Raw genomic sequence first — 14,196 nt, 5'->3', positions numbered from 1 at the left:
TTAAACATCCATCAGTTTTTCAGCGGGATCAGCACTTGCTCATCCGGGGACAGCACCATGAACACCAGCAACTTGGCGGGTTTGGTTTTGCTGGCATTCTTCGACACCAGATGTTCGGAGCCGGCGGGCTCGTACCAGAACTGGCCCTTCTTGTAGGTGATCGCCTGTTCGCCCTTGACCTGGGAAATCACTTCACCTTCGAGCACGTAGGCCATCGCAGTGCCGTCGTGCTTGTGGGCGATGGAGGACTGACCGGGTTTGTAGTCGACCTCGATCATCATGGCTTTTTTGCCGGGAGCGTTTTTCAGCATCTGGTCTTGCAGCACGGTGACCTTTTCGGACGGGTCGTGGGCGAAAGCGGCCGAGGCGCAAAGGCTTAAGGCGAGGGCAGAGACGAGCAAGGGCAGGCGTTTCATGGCGGATTACCTGTGAGGGTTGGGGGTGCAATCACAGTAGTCCGCGGGGAGGTGCATTCAAACGGCCAATATTCGGGAAGATCAGGTGACCAATCTGTGGATTTTCAGCGCTTCCAGATACGCCATCGCTGGCAAGCCAGCTCCCACAGGTTTTGTGTCGTTCATTTAATTATCGAACGACGCTGAACCCTGTGGGAGCTGGCTTGCCAGCGATGGCGTCAGATCAGACGATAGGGAAGCTGTTGAAATCGACGCTATTGGCCAATCGGCTATCGATCAGGTCAATAAACCCTTGCGCCTCGGGCCGGTTGAAGTGCGCCTGCATCGCCGCTTCCGATTGCCAGCGCGCACTGACCGTCCAGCGGTGACTGTCCTCGGGGCAGCGGTCGACCAGGTAGGAATCGCAGCCCGGGGTTTCGCGCAGAGTCTCGACGATCTTCTGCAGCTGCCTGCCCAGTTCATCCGAGCGGCCTGCGGCAGCCTGCACCTGGACCGTATTGATCACTTCGTTGGACATTGCTCACACTCCTGAATCAGGCCGGACGAATCCTGCTCACTGAGGGATAACGCCTGTGCAGAATAGGCCTGCACCTGCTGATCACCAATAACCAATCGGCGGTTAATCGCCCAGACCAATCATTCAGGCAACTTGTTGCAGAATGTCGCGCAGGCGATCCAGAGCGATATCGATGTCGAGGGTTTCGATGGCGCCAAAGCCGAAGTACAGGCCGTTTTTCGCGGGCTGCTGATGATAAAAACCATTGATGGAGTACAGGCCGACTTCGACTTTTTTCGCCAGTTCGATCACCAGCGGCAGGTCGATGGGCACCTTGCAGAACACCGCCATGTGGAAGCCGGCGCTGGCAGGCACCGCGTCCAGCCATGGCGCCAGATCGGTGGCCATCCGCGCGAGAATCCGCTCGCGGCGCTGCGCATAAATCGCGTGACAGCGGCGGATATGTTTGAGCAGGCAGCCTTCAGCGATGAACTTCGCCAGCGCCCATTGCGGCAGGGTGGAGGCGTGCAGGTCGGTGAGTTGCTTGGCGCGGATTACCGCTTCAAGGATAGCCGGCGGCAGAATTGCGTAACCCAGGCGCAGCTCGGGTAACAGGGTTTTCGAAAAAGTGCCGACATAAGCGACGATGCCGCGCTGGTCGAGATTGAACAACGAATCGGTAGGCCGCCCTTCGTAGCGAAACTCGCTGTCGTAGTCGTCCTCGATGATGATCGCGCCCAGTTCGTGGGCGCGAGCCAGCAGGGCTTCGCGGCGCGCCTGACTCATTGGCATGCCCAGCGGGAACTGGTGCGACGGCGTGACATAGATGAGGCGCGTGCCATCGGGGATGTGTTCGACCTGAATGCCTTCGGCGTCCACCGGAATCCCGACCACTTCGGCGCCATGGGTGCCGAACAACAGACGTGCTGGCGGATAACCCGGATCCTCCATGGCGACCAGACTGCCGGGGCGGATCAATACACGGGTGATCAAGTCCAGCGCCTGTTGCGCGCCGTTGCACACGACGATGTCTTCGTCCTGGCAATTGATACCCCGTGAAAACGCGATATGCCGGGCAATCGCATTGCGCAGCGCCGGCAGGCCTTCGGCAACACTGTAGAAGCCTTTGGACTGGCCCATCTGCCGCATCGCATGAGCGACGCAGCGGCGCCAGTCATCCTGCGGAAACTGGCCCTTGCTGGTCGCCCCACCGATAAAGTCGTAGCGCAGCGAGCCTTCCAGCGTCGGATGGCGCAGAAATACCGGCAGATTGCGCCAGCTCTCGATCACCTCGGCACTGGCCAGTTCGGTGTGACTCTGTTTGCGCTGAATCTGCGCCGGACGCGCGTTGACGTAAGTGCCTTTGCCGATGACCCCGGTGAGGAAGTTTTCGTAGGTCAGCTGCGCGTAGGTGTCGGAAATGGTCTTGCGCGAAATACCCAGTTGCTCGGCGAGCAAACGGCTGGGCGGCAATTGCGTGCCAGCGGCCAGGCGCCCGGACTCGATGGCCCCGCGCAGCTGCTGATACAACTGACCAGCAAGATCCTTGCGGCCGTTGATCACGACATGAAGTTCCATACCGACGAGGCTCCCGAGGCTATTAGGCGTGCCCGCCAGATTACCGCTGTTGTGGGACCGGCAATAGTTGCCTACCCGAAAAACTCCAAATTGGTCACTAACCCCTGTGGGAGCGAGCCTGCTCGCGAATGCGGTGTGTCATTCAAAAATGGCCTGACTGACCTGACGCCTTCGCGAGCAGGCTCGCTCCCACAGGGGATCTGCGCAGGGGCAGGAGGCAATGGTGTAGCGGTTTTCCGTGCAATTGGGGCTGTAATGCGCCGCTTTCGGCGTTTACGGTGAAGTCATTATTCCGTCTACCGAGAACCGCCATGTCCCCGCGCCTGGATTACTACAACGCTTCGCCCAAGGCGATGAAAGCGATGATTGCCATGGAGGCGCTGACCGCCAACCTCAGTATCGAGCAGCCGCTGCTGCAATTGATCAGGATCCGCGCCTCACAACTCAACGGCTGCGCATTCTGTACCGACATGCATTCGGTCGACGCACGACGAGCCGGGGAGAGCGATCGGCGTCTGTTTGCGATCGCGGTGTGGCGCGACAGCAACTTCTTCAACCCGCGCGAGCGTGCGGCGCTGGCCTGGGCCGAGGCGGTGACGTTGTTAGCGGAAAGCCGCGTGCCGGATGAGGTATATCAGCACGCGCGCGAGCAATTCAACGAAGGCGAAATGGTCGACCTGACCATGGCCGTCACCACCATCAACAGCTGGAACCGCCTGGCCGTCAGCTTCCGCCAAACCCCCAGCGACTAACGCACACACTCCCCCTGTGGCGAGGGGATTTATCCCCGTTCGGCTGCGCAGCAGTCGCCAATCCAGCGGACTCGGTCTACCTGACAGATCAACGTCGGATTGTTTTGGGGCTGCTTCGCAACCCAACGGGGATAAATCCCCTCACCACAATGGTTGTTCGTTCAGCCAGGTCTCTTGATCCCCCGTAGGAGCTGCCGCAGGCTGCGATCTTTTGATCTTGAAGGCTCCCTAAGCTGGAACCGCCGAGCCGTCAGCTTCCGCCAAACCCCAAGCGGCTGACGTACACATTCCCCTGTGGCGAGGGGATTTATCCCCGTTGGGTTGCGAAGCAGCCCCAAAACCTCAGAACTCGGTACATCAGGCACACCCTGTTCACCCGATTTACGACTGCTGCGCAGCCGAACGGGGATAAATCCCCTCACCACAATGGATCTTCAGTCAGTTGGATGTCGCGTTTTTTATCCCCCGTAGAAGCTGCCGCAGGCTGCGTGGAACCGCCGAGCCGTCAGCTTCCGCCAAACCCCAAGCGGCTAACGTACACACTCCCCCTGTGGCGAGGGGATTTATCCCCGTTGGGTTGCGTAGCAGCCCCAAAACCTCAGAACTCGGTACATCAGGCACAGCCGGTGCACCCGATTTACGACTGCTGCGCAGCCGAACGGGGATAAATCCCCTCACCACAATGGATCTTCAGTCAGTTGGATGTCGCGTTTTTTATCCCCTGTAGGAGCTGTCGCAGGCTGCGATCTTCCAATCTCGATATTCACTTAATTCGCCGGCCGTTGCGGTTTCACCGAGGTGCCGAAGGTGTTGCCCATCCGCGTACTGGTCGCCGCCGGTGTCGCCAGGCCAACCTGATTCGGCGGCCGCTTATTAACCGGCACATTCAGCGCCTCCTGATTCTTCTCCGCCGCCGCAGCGCCTTCAGGGTTGTTGCCCATCTGCTGGCTCAAACAGTCGTAATTCGGTGCCTTGTAGCCACCAACTGTCACCTCCACACAGCCCAATGGCTGCTCGGCATAAGTGCTCGACAGCGCCATCAACAACAGCCCGCCAAGGCTCAATCGCCACAGTGTTTTCATGCTCGCCTCCTGGCCGGCCCGGAGAGGCCGCGCTATGGCTTGAGTCTAGTGCAAGCCTTGCGCAATTCCCGTGATGGTTTTTTTGCACCGCCCGTCACACCAGATTCATAAACAGCCCTCAGGATGACGATTTCCAAGGATTCGTCAGCCGTGCAGCGAGGCATTTCCAGGGACGGTTTTCAGCGTTCAACGAGACTTGTACGCCGGATGTGTCTGGGGTGGCTGCTCGGCTGTGCGGCGGGCCACGCCATGGCCGACGCGGTGCCGGCGGACCTGCGGATGACGCTGCACATTCCGGCACAGGATCTGGCCCGCGCGCTGGATCAGTACAGCCACGCCACTGGCGTTGCGGTGCTGGTCGACAGCCAGTTGAGTCGCGGTCGTCGCTCGTTGGCGGTGGACGGTGAATACACCGCCGCCGATGCCCTGCGTCGATTGCTCGGCGGCAGTGGTTTGATGGCGCGTTATGCCCGTGACGACGCGTTCACGTTGCAAGTGGCGCAGGTCGAAGACGTACCGACGCCGCCGCAAAAACAGACGCCCGAAAGCGTCGCCGTCAACCGCAGTTACGCCACGGCGGTGCAAGCGGCAATCGAGCGCAACCTGTGCCGCTCGCCGCTGACCCGCCCGGGCAGTTATCGCGCGGTGTTGCAGGTGTGGGTCGGCCGCGACGGCGTGGTGCAGCACAACCGGTTGGTCACATCGACCGGCGATATACGGCGCGACAACGCGCTGGTGGAAAGTTTTCGCAATCTCAAGATCGACCGGCCGACGCCCAGCGCCTTGCGTCAGCCAGTCACGTTGCTGTTGTTACCGGAGTCGTCAGGAAAACGCATGGAATGCACGAAATGGGAAGGAGTTTCCGGGGGATGAAAGACACCGGACAAGGTTCGATGGTCCAGCTGTTCCTGACGTCCTACGAGGACTTTCGGGTGCGCCTGCGCAGGCGTCTCGGCTCGGAGGATCTGGCCAACGACGTGCTGCACGAAACCTACCTGCGCGTCGACCGCATGGAGACGCCGCCGAACGTCCTGCGGCCCAATGCCTACCTCTATCGCATGGCCCTGAACATCGCCGCCGACCGCCGTCAGGCCGATGCGCGCCTGCTCACCGGCGAGGAAGTCGAGGAACTGCTGCAAATCGGCGACGAAGCCCTCGACCCGGCGCGGGTAGTGGGCGGGCAAAAGGAAATCCAGTCGCTGCTCAGCGCTTTGTACGAGCTACCGGCACGGCGTCGCAAGATCTTCATTGCGGCGCGTCTGGAAGAGGCGCCGCACTTGGAAATTTCCCAGCGTTTCGGCATTTCCACGCGCATGGTCGAGAAGGAAATCAAAGCCGCATTGGGCTTTTGTGCCGCGAAACTGGAAAGAAAAGTGTTTCAGCGGTTCGGTCGCGGGGCCGGAAAACCGTCTTCTGAATAGTGCCCGATCAATTCGTTGAGAATCTGCGCGTTTGAACATCTTTCGACTGACACCTGCTGAGCCATCGGCGGCCGACAATCTGCACAGCGAAGCCCGCGACTGGCTGGTCCTGCTGACCTCCGGTAGCGCCACCGTGGCCGACGCCCGCGCATTGCGCGAATGGTGCGAGCGGAGTGCCGAACATGCCCGCGCGTTCGAAGATGCCAAGCGGTTGTGGCAGCAACTGCAACCGGCCGTGGAGCAGATGCAGGCACCGCGCGGGTTTGGCCGACGTGCTTTTCTCGGTGGCGCGATTGCTGCGTCGGCGGCGTTTTTGCTGGTGCGCGGGACGATTCCCGGTGGCTTTGAAGGGCTGGGCGCTGACTACATCACTGAAGTCGGCCAGCAGCGTCGTTTCGAACCGGCGCAGGGTGTGAGCCTGGAGCTGAATACTCAGACGCGGATTAATCAGCGTGCGGTGTCTGAGGGTGTTCAGGGTTTTGAGCTGGTTAGTGGTGAAGTTGAAGTGCAGACCGCGCGGTTGCCGTTGGCGATGCAGGCTGGGGGAGGGTGGTTGCGGGCCAGTCAGGGGCGTTTCAACTTGCGTAACACTGATCAACAAGTCTGCGTGACTTGCCTTGATGGTGCGGTTGAAGTGGATGTTGAGGGGCGTAGCCTGCGTCTTGAACCGGGACAGCAGGTGACCTACGACGCGCGACAAGTCGGCAGCGTACAAAGCGTCGACACAGCCGCAGTGATGAACTGGCGCCAACAAGTGCTGGTCTTCAACGGCGCGACCCTCAGCCAGATGATCGACGAAATCAACCGTTACCGCCCCGGCATGTTGCTGCTGCTCAACCGCGAACTCGGCCAACGCCGGGTGCAGGCTCGCTTTAGCCTTGACCAACTCGCCGGCGTCGCACTGCTCATCCGCGATGCCTACGGCATCAAATGCACCGAACTACCCGGCGGCGTAGTCGTCCTCAGCTAACCCACACCCGCCAACACCACCACCACCACCCCCGTGCGAGCTTGCTCGCGAAGGCTTCCTTACAGTCATACCGTTATCAGTGGGCCCGCCCTATTCTCGGGCAGGCGAACTGGCCTAATACGGCTTCTGGGTTGTGCAGCAGCAGGTAACATAGAGGCGTGTCAAAGTGCTAGCATCGCGAAATTTGGGCCATTGATTCTTTCGAAGATCCGGTGGCCTCCTAGGTGAACGAAGGGAGAGATTGGTGCAGGTAATTACAGGGAACGCTCGGCTTCGTAGAGGCATTCGATCTTTTCAAAAGGTTCTGATCGATCAGGCAGAGCCCCGCGGGGAAGAGGTGTGGGCATTTCCGAGTGGAGATAGAGCACCCTGCCTTACCTATGCATTGGAAACCGATCTTGGGGAAATGCTGTTCGCTATTCCTCCGCCTTGGGATGGGAGACAAGCACACCTGTTCAAGCTGGGTTTTGAGGGCGGGATACTCTCTCCCGACGCTGAGATCAACATTCCTGACGGCCTCAACCGCAAGGTTTCAGGGGTTTTGATAGCTGGTCCTGACGGCGAAACTCTAATTGGTCATCGCGGTACCTTCACGGCATTTCGTGGCCGGGTGCCCCGCAGAGATGCGCTCGAGCACTTTCAGGATTGGTTGATGGAGGTAGCAGACGACGGTCGGAACGCAGACGTAATCGCTGTGTCCTCAACAAACTCCCCGAGTATCGCGAATGACATTGCCGAGTTCCTATTCAAGGTGAAGCGGCTCAAGGAGCAAAGAAAGGCGGAGCTTGGAGATGATGCCGAGAACTCAGATCCGGCCCCCGACGACGAAGACGAATCGGGCGCTAAGTGGCGGGAGCGGGAAGAATTTGAGGGCAGCAAGTCTTATGTACCTGGGCAGGACAAATGCGAATACCAGTATCTACACGGCCCGCTCTGTAATGCCCTCCATCGCAAGCTGGATGAACTCGTTAAGGGAAATTCCGAGCTCAAGGTTGGCAAGCACCGTGTCGATTTGGCGCTAGTCAGCAGAGCCACAGAAAAGGCCAAGGTGATTTTTGAGGTCAAAACCAGCAGCGCCATGTCAGCACAGCTCTACGCTGGATTTGGCCAGCTTGCCTACTACCGGCATCGTTTCGGAGATGTTGATACCAAGCTCATCCTGGTGCTGCCTGCGAGCACAGCATCCGATTTTGCAGAAGCGGATTTCTTCAAACAGGCCAACATTCAGGTTTTGTTTGGTGAGGGCGGTCTTTTTGAGAACTCAGATGGTGAAAGCTTGGAAGAAGTGCTGAGCGGCATCCTGTAATCGCCTACGACGCCGATCAGTCCATGAAGGCCAGCGCGGTCTGCATCGGCCCGTCAACGTAATGACATTTCCAAGACGAAGGGCGTGAGGAATCCAAGACCGCGCCCTTGGACTTGTGCTGTGATGCTGGTTTATTGCAGTGGACCAATCACTTGACGGTATTTCTCAGGCCCTTGGGGTGTTTGGCGGGTCAGGTATATCTCCAACCCCAACGGATCCTCCCGCCGATTACCACTCAACTGCCGCCACCCTTTATCCACCTCCCAAACCCGAACCTGCACATCACTCACATCCTGCAAAACAGCAACCCCATTCCCAGGCGCCGGCAACGGATACCGACTCCGCGCCTCAGCCACCGCGCGGTACAAAGTGTCGCCCTTGACCCACCAACGCACCCGCTGCAAAGCCCCCGGTTGATCCGCCGCCGTACGAATGATCTCCAGCCGAAACCCCTGACTGTCGCTACTACGCACAGTAATCGCGGGCGGGGCAGTAGGCGGCTCATCATCCACCCCCACCTTCTTCGGCTCGGTCAACTCAATCCCCGCCCGCATATCCACATCCCGCTGCAACTGATTCAACGCCCGCAACAAACTGTCACTCTGCTCACTACTCGCCTGCAAATGACTGTCCGCCCGCGTCACACTGTCCAACCCCCGCCAGGCAATCAAACTCACCACCGCCATCAACAAAATCGCGACCATCACCTCAATCAACGTAAACCCTTGCTGGCGCTTCATTGCAGACTGATCCGGCCCGTGCCATCGCGCAGCACACTCAACCGATTCAAGCCATCCGACAACGTCAATTGCAGCGGCGGATTGATCCACTCAGCGTTCAGCACCACCCTCTGTTTCGGCTCCACCCGCACCTCCATCTTCGGACTCTGCCAGGCACGCGGCCGCAACTGCGGATCCTGCGCGAAATGATCAAACCCCTTGCCACTGTCACTGCGCCGACTAAATCGAAACCCCTTGGCATCACTCACCCACACAATCGGCCGGCCATCCGCGCGCGCCTCCGCCTGCGCCACCTGCAGCAACTGCGCCACGCGCTCCGCATCCTTGCGCAATAACTGCAACGGATCGGGCTTGATACTCAAGCTGATCGCCGCACTGGCGATGCCAATGATCACCAGCACCACCATCAACTCGATCAGCGTAAAACCCTGTTGCCTGTTCATCGCTAGCGCGCTCCTTTGCGTAGAGCAACATCCTGCACGGCCAACATGTAAGGCGTGTGAAATAAAACGGAGAGAATTGCCGCGTAGGCTGACAGCAGGGATAAAAAGGAGATTCAACCCATGACCTTCACCGCACGCGTTTCCCCACCCCAAATGGTCCAGGCACTCGCACTGCTCGCAGCGCTGGTCGGCGTGGCGACGTGGTCGTCGCTGCTGCTGACCTCCGCCGAATCACACACCCCGGCAGCGCCCCCGCAATTGCTGGCGGCGCGCAGTGATAGCCCAGCGTTGCAGTGGTTTTCCAATCAAACAGCGCCGATGGATATCAAGGTGAGCGGGGTGATGGCGGGGAGTCGGGGGGCGGTGGCGATATTGAGCCTGAACGATGGGCCGCCGAGGAGTTTTTTGCAGGGGGAGAGGGTGGGGCCTGGGGTGAAGTTGGTAGCGGTGGAGAGGGATGGGGTGGTGATTGAGCAGGGGGGAGAGGGTGCGGTTGGGGGTGGAGAGGTTGGTGGGGGGGTTGAGATGCCGAGGTTGGTGAGGCCGTGATTACAGGAGGTCGGTTGCTTTTGCCGTTCAGATGATTACGGTTCAAGTGCTGTTCCAAAAAAAGCCGCAAGCCCGGAGCAGAGTATTTGCGTCTGCTTTCAATAAAATCGGATATTCGAGCCAGCAATTCACAGGGATGACTCATAGTTAGCGGCCTCTGATTCCCTTGCCCTCTGCTGGAGCAGCATTCTTTAGCATGCTTCCCATGGATGCCTGAACCTCTTGTTCAGAACGTTAAGAATCACATTCTCAATGTACGCCATGTCGGCCATGGCTCACGTTCCCGATCGTCCTCACGCGTCAGTCAGGGGATTCCGTGCGCGTATCACCGGTAGTGGGTAGGCTCAGGAAAGATCTGCAAAGTGATAAAAGATTAAGAACCTGGATAAAAAGACGAAACTCGGCTAATAAAGGAGGCATGTGGCCAGTGCGCGTTCGAATGGCACGTTATCTTAGGGAGCTGAAGCGTGAGTCTTATTCACATTGGATGGTTGAAGAATACTGGTCAATTCAGTTCCGCCTGTGGTCGAACCGTTCCAATCTTTGAACTTCGACACGATATAGCCGACCAATTAACAATGTCGGCTTGGGCTGGGCACTTTAGGCGCCATTACTGTAGTGATGATGATTTAAAGTATATCAAGCCATCTCATGTTACCAGTTACAATTATTTAATGGGGATAAAGTTTCCCTCCAAAACGAAAAAGCCAGGACCTAGTATTAGGTCCGGGGATTTTGCTGAAATATTAGTTGCGGATTACATGCAGTACCTGCGTGGCTACGATGTTCCTAGAACACGATGGGATAGAAAAATTATAGCGAACGAATCGGCGAAGGGTTCAGATGTAGTGGGCTTTAAGTGGAATAACTCCTCGCCAAGTGCCAGTGATCATTTACTAATTTATGAAATTAAGGCGCTCGCATCGGAAAAAGGTAGAGCTAAGGTGCTACAAAAGGCGGTGGATGATTCAGCTAAGGATGATATCCGTTTGGCTGAAACATTAAACGCGATGCGGCAAAGATTGGGTGATAAGAGAGATGCTCAAGGATTATCAACAATTGCTAGATTTCAAAATTATTCAGATCATCCATATGATAAGGGGTACGGCGCTGCCGCGGTTGTAAGTACATCCTCTTTTAATTTGACGAAACTCGCTTTGACAACGGCAAACGCACATCCTTATAAAGGTAATGTTGAAATGCTCGTGATACGCGGAGATAGTTTGATACCTCTGATTGATGCACTTTACGAGCGAGGTGCGAATGAAGCTTGAGGCTCGATCTAAAAGATTGCTAGGTCTGTCTAAAGCGACGGCGAAGCTGAAAGAGTTGAAGGTGTCTGAGGATATTCATCCTCCATTGGCTGATGATCCTTTCGCGCTCATAATTTTGACGATTGGCATATTAGGGCAACTAGCTGCACTAACGCTGAAGAATGAAGATTTCAAGGAGTTGGCTGGTCTTAAAGAACAGCTTGTAGATGTTGCACAGTATTTTGATTCACTTGATGGATCGGGTCTTCTTGATAAGTCTGGCGTGTACTTAAGAATGCTTGGTGCTTCTGCATATTACCTAGCTGACATGCCAGGAAGCTCTTCCGTGTTAGCTAAAGAAATCCCATATGATTACGAACTGAGCACTCACCGTCTGGAGGGGGTGTTGATTTGGGTTCTGAAATCTGATCATCAACATAGTTGGTACCGTCAGCCAGGTGGTTATTTTTCGGAAGGTGCTACTAGGCTGGTGAACAATTTAAATTCGTTTTATGAGGGGGGAGTATCGGATATTGAGGTCAACACTAGCGCCCTTAAGCTGCGGGAAATGGTGTACAGCGCTGGGTCAGACAGAGACTTGCTTTTTATAGACGTAATTTGTGCTGTAGTACAGGTGAAAATGAGGAATTCATCTCGTATTTGTCTGCCGTTATATACCGAGCTTGATTTGGAAGCGTGGAGATCAATCTTAGCTAGATCTAGTTTTATGAAGGAGCTATGGCCGGCTCAACGTTTGATGGGAGAAGAGGGTGTATTAAAAGGAGTGTCTGCTGTCGTGCAGATGCCTACAAGCGCTGGAAAAAGTAGAGCAATGGAACTAATAGTTCGAAGTGCTTTACTATCCGGTAGAGCAAAACTGATAATTTTGGTTGCTCCATTTCGAGCTCTGTGTGCCGAGATATCGGATTCATTCAGAGTTGCATTTGCTTCAGATGACGTTCTGATTAATGATCTTCCAGACCTGAATCAAATTACCGAGGCAGATTCGGAATTTTTTAAATTTCTACTTGGTGATGCGTATAGAGAGCGATCCAAGGGAAGTGTGCTTATAACAACGCCAGAGAAATTGGCCTATCTTTTGCGGCATGAAGATGAGTTGGCAGCAAGCATAGACCTATTGCTGTTTGATGAAGGTCACCAATTTGACACTGGCAAGCGTGGAGTTACATACGAGTTACTCATATCCTATCTTCGAGATGCAGTGAGTCCGGAGACGCAAAAGGTTATGATATCAGCAGTAATGGCAAATGCTAAGTCAATAGGTGACTGGCTTAACTTTGAAGCAGGAATAGAAATCCAAGGGGCGAAAGTTCTTCCGACAGTCAGAGCAATTGGCTTCGCTACTTGGTCGGGTACTCCAGGCGGTGGCGGTATTCAGTTTTTCGATCAGGGGATGCTAGACAGTAATCAATATTTTGTTCCCGGCCTATTACAACCTATTGAGATTAGAGAGAATAAGGGGAAGGTCAGGAGTTATCCCGATAGGCTAAATAGTCGGGAGGTCGCATCCTACTTGGCAGTGAAGCTTTGCGAGTTGGGGGGTGCTGCTATTTTTTGTGGGACTAAGGTTGTCGTAAGATCTGTTTGTAAGGACTTGGTGAGTATTTTTGAGAAGGGGGTGGACTTACCATTGCCCGCGTCAGCAGGTGACCCTGAAGAAGTAGCGAAATTATATTATTTGGCGTCTTTGCATATGGGGGGTTGTGAATACGCAAAGGCGATTAAGATAGGTGTAATGCCGCATAGCTCAAATATCCCTGCAGGACTACGTTCATCTGTGGAGTGGGCACTGTCGAATGGAAAAGCTTCGCTAGTGGTTTGTACGTCTACGCTAGCACAGGGCGTAAATTTGCCGATTCGATATCTTCTTATTACGAGTACTTTTCAGGCTGGTAATGCGATATCTACTCGAGACTTTCAAAATCTGATGGGGCGTGCCGGTCGATCTGGGTATTACACAGAAGGGAATGTAATATTTACTGATCCACAAATTTTTGATAATCGTAGGTCGACCGCAGGGTTCAAAAAATGGCGACAGGTTAAAGAGCTTTTGAATTTTGATAGTGCTCTAGACTGTTTGAGTAGTCTAAAAGGTTTGGTAGAGAAATTTTCTAATCCTGGCTCAACTATTGATGTTTTGGATTTTCTTTCCAACGCTCATTCTTGGCTACAGCGTGCGATTGATCTCCGGGCAGTTGAAAAAGACAAGTATAGGAAAAGGGATTTTGATTCGTTGATATTCGAAATGAACTCACGGATAGATCGGCTTCGTGCGTTGGAGAGCTATATTATTGCATATGTCGGTGATGACCAGGATGCTGATGTAGCTGATATTGAGGGGTTAGCTAAAGAGACCTTGGCATATAGCCTTGCGACAGAAGATGAACAAAATAGTCTGATAGCATTGTTTGTCCATATTTTCGACAAAATGAAAGCTTTGGATGTGAAGTTTTATAAAGGCTACGGGCGTTCGTTGTTAGGCATCGATCAGTTGTTGGTTGTAGAGGAGTGGTTAAATAATAATCAATTTGATCTTGGTCTTTCGGAATCTTGTGAAGATGCGTTGCGGGTGGTTTGGACTCTTGTTATGCAACTGTCACAAGGTTCAATAGGTCACAAAATTATGCCTGAAGCTCTGTCATTAGGTATTGCATCTAGATGGATCAATGGGCAAAGCTATAACGCGTTGCTTGAGTATGTTAAATTATCGAAAGGCCACTACCAAGCGGGTAAGCAAAAGCGTGCGGTGACCATTGATAATATTATTGAGTTTTGCGATAAGTTTCTGGGTTACGAAGCGATGCTTTATGTTGGTGGTGTTGCAGACATACTTGAGGTGAAAGGAATGTTGGACGACTGTGTCATCCTCCTTCGCGGGTTGCAGAGTCGTCTTAAATACGGACTGGGTTCTGATATTGAAATCGGATTGTATGCTGGAAATTATCCTGATCGGGAAGTGGTTAAAATGATTGCGACTGAGATTTCTAAAGTTAGTCCTATGGGCTTGACCCAGGAATCGATCAATGAGTATCAACCTTTGATAATTTCGGTGCTTGCGCGATTCCCCTCTTATTTTTCGCGCTAATTTAGTTTGGTGGTCGATGTTTTTTATAAATGTCTCATGGGAGTGCAGGATTTCCGATTTGGGCTTGGATTTACTGCCAGTGGA

At 54.7% G+C, this 14,196-nt stretch carries 14 protein-coding genes; 8 read left to right on the top strand and 6 right to left on the bottom strand.

What is annotated here, in order from left to right; translation table 11 throughout:
- Positions 1-11 precede the first annotated feature (11 nt).
- The 3 genes from JFT81_RS07070 to JFT81_RS07060 form a co-directional block, all read right to left on the bottom strand.
- The gene (locus JFT81_RS07070) at positions 12-416 is read right to left on the bottom strand and encodes a cupin domain-containing protein (RefSeq protein ID WP_201226703.1); all 405 of its coding nucleotides are present in this window, start codon (positions 414-416) and stop codon (positions 12-14) included.
- Positions 417-639: 223 nt separating this feature from the next.
- Positions 640-933 (bottom strand): putative quinol monooxygenase, encoded by a 294-nt coding sequence (locus JFT81_RS07065; RefSeq protein WP_016984406.1) that lies wholly within the window; start codon positions 931-933, stop codon positions 640-642.
- A 123-nt stretch (positions 934-1,056) separates the two neighbouring features.
- Complete coding sequence (locus JFT81_RS07060) at positions 1,057-2,490, bottom strand: PLP-dependent aminotransferase family protein (RefSeq protein ID WP_201226702.1); 1,434 nt, start codon at positions 2,488-2,490, stop codon at positions 1,057-1,059.
- A gap of 311 nt (positions 2,491-2,801) precedes the next feature.
- Between JFT81_RS07060 and JFT81_RS07055 the strand changes: the two genes are divergently transcribed.
- Positions 2,802-3,242, top strand: a complete 441-nt coding sequence (locus JFT81_RS07055; RefSeq protein WP_201226701.1) for a carboxymuconolactone decarboxylase family protein — start codon at positions 2,802-2,804, stop codon at positions 3,240-3,242.
- A 767-nt stretch (positions 3,243-4,009) separates the two neighbouring features.
- On the opposite strand, the gene JFT81_RS07050 is transcribed toward JFT81_RS07055, so the two are convergent.
- Positions 4,010-4,324, bottom strand: coding sequence for a hypothetical protein (locus JFT81_RS07050; protein WP_201203069.1), 315 nt, complete (start codon positions 4,322-4,324; stop codon positions 4,010-4,012).
- Between the two features lie 207 nt (positions 4,325-4,531).
- Between JFT81_RS07050 and JFT81_RS07045 the strand changes: the two genes are divergently transcribed.
- The 4 genes from JFT81_RS07045 (at position 4,532) to JFT81_RS07030 (ending at position 8,021) form a co-directional block, all read left to right on the top strand.
- The gene (locus JFT81_RS07045; RefSeq protein WP_201226700.1) at positions 4,532-5,197 is read left to right on the top strand and encodes a secretin and TonB N-terminal domain-containing protein; all 666 of its coding nucleotides are present in this window, start codon (positions 4,532-4,534) and stop codon (positions 5,195-5,197) included.
- A complete protein-coding gene (locus tag JFT81_RS07040) occupies positions 5,194-5,745 on the top strand; it encodes an RNA polymerase sigma factor (RefSeq protein ID WP_007913935.1) in 552 nt (183 codons plus the stop codon). Before JFT81_RS07045 ends, JFT81_RS07040 begins: the two co-directional genes overlap by 4 nt.
- A gap of 31 nt (positions 5,746-5,776) precedes the next feature.
- Complete coding sequence (locus tag JFT81_RS07035) at positions 5,777-6,715, top strand: DUF4880 domain-containing protein (protein WP_201226699.1); 939 nt, start codon at positions 5,777-5,779, stop codon at positions 6,713-6,715.
- 244 nt (positions 6,716-6,959) lie between these two features.
- The gene (locus JFT81_RS07030; RefSeq protein WP_201226698.1) at positions 6,960-8,021 is read left to right on the top strand and encodes a hypothetical protein; all 1,062 of its coding nucleotides are present in this window, start codon (positions 6,960-6,962) and stop codon (positions 8,019-8,021) included.
- Positions 8,022-8,152: 131 nt separating this feature from the next.
- Here JFT81_RS07030 and JFT81_RS07025 read toward each other — a convergent pair whose 3' ends face one another.
- Both JFT81_RS07025 and gspH read right to left on the bottom strand, forming a co-directional pair.
- The gene (locus JFT81_RS07025) at positions 8,153-8,761 is read right to left on the bottom strand and encodes a prepilin-type N-terminal cleavage/methylation domain-containing protein (RefSeq protein ID WP_201226697.1); all 609 of its coding nucleotides are present in this window, start codon (positions 8,759-8,761) and stop codon (positions 8,153-8,155) included.
- The gene (gene gspH / locus JFT81_RS07020) at positions 8,758-9,204 is read right to left on the bottom strand and encodes a type II secretion system minor pseudopilin GspH (protein ID WP_201226696.1); all 447 of its coding nucleotides are present in this window, start codon (positions 9,202-9,204) and stop codon (positions 8,758-8,760) included. Before gspH ends, JFT81_RS07025 begins: the two co-directional genes overlap by 4 nt.
- A 120-nt stretch (positions 9,205-9,324) precedes the next feature.
- On the opposite strand from gspH, the gene JFT81_RS07015 reads away from it, so the two are divergent.
- From JFT81_RS07015 to JFT81_RS07005, 3 genes are all read left to right on the top strand, one after another.
- Positions 9,325-9,753, top strand: coding sequence for a type II secretion system protein N (locus tag JFT81_RS07015; RefSeq protein ID WP_201226695.1), 429 nt, complete (start codon positions 9,325-9,327; stop codon positions 9,751-9,753).
- A gap of 467 nt (positions 9,754-10,220) precedes the next feature.
- Positions 10,221-11,027 (top strand): virulence associated protein, encoded by an 807-nt coding sequence (locus JFT81_RS07010; protein ID WP_201226694.1) that lies wholly within the window; start codon positions 10,221-10,223, stop codon positions 11,025-11,027.
- Complete coding sequence (locus tag JFT81_RS07005; RefSeq protein WP_201226693.1) at positions 11,017-14,112, top strand: DEAD/DEAH box helicase; 3,096 nt, start codon at positions 11,017-11,019, stop codon at positions 14,110-14,112. Before JFT81_RS07010 ends, JFT81_RS07005 begins: the two co-directional genes overlap by 11 nt.
- Positions 14,113-14,196: the final 84 nt, after the last annotated feature.

Origin of the sequence: Pseudomonas sp. TH43 (assembly GCF_016650635.1) — a bacterium.
In the GTDB taxonomy this organism is placed as follows: domain Bacteria; phylum Pseudomonadota; class Gammaproteobacteria; order Pseudomonadales; family Pseudomonadaceae; genus Aquipseudomonas.
The sequence above is the reverse complement of the archived record's forward strand: the minus strand, read 5'-3'. Positions and strand labels throughout refer to the sequence as shown.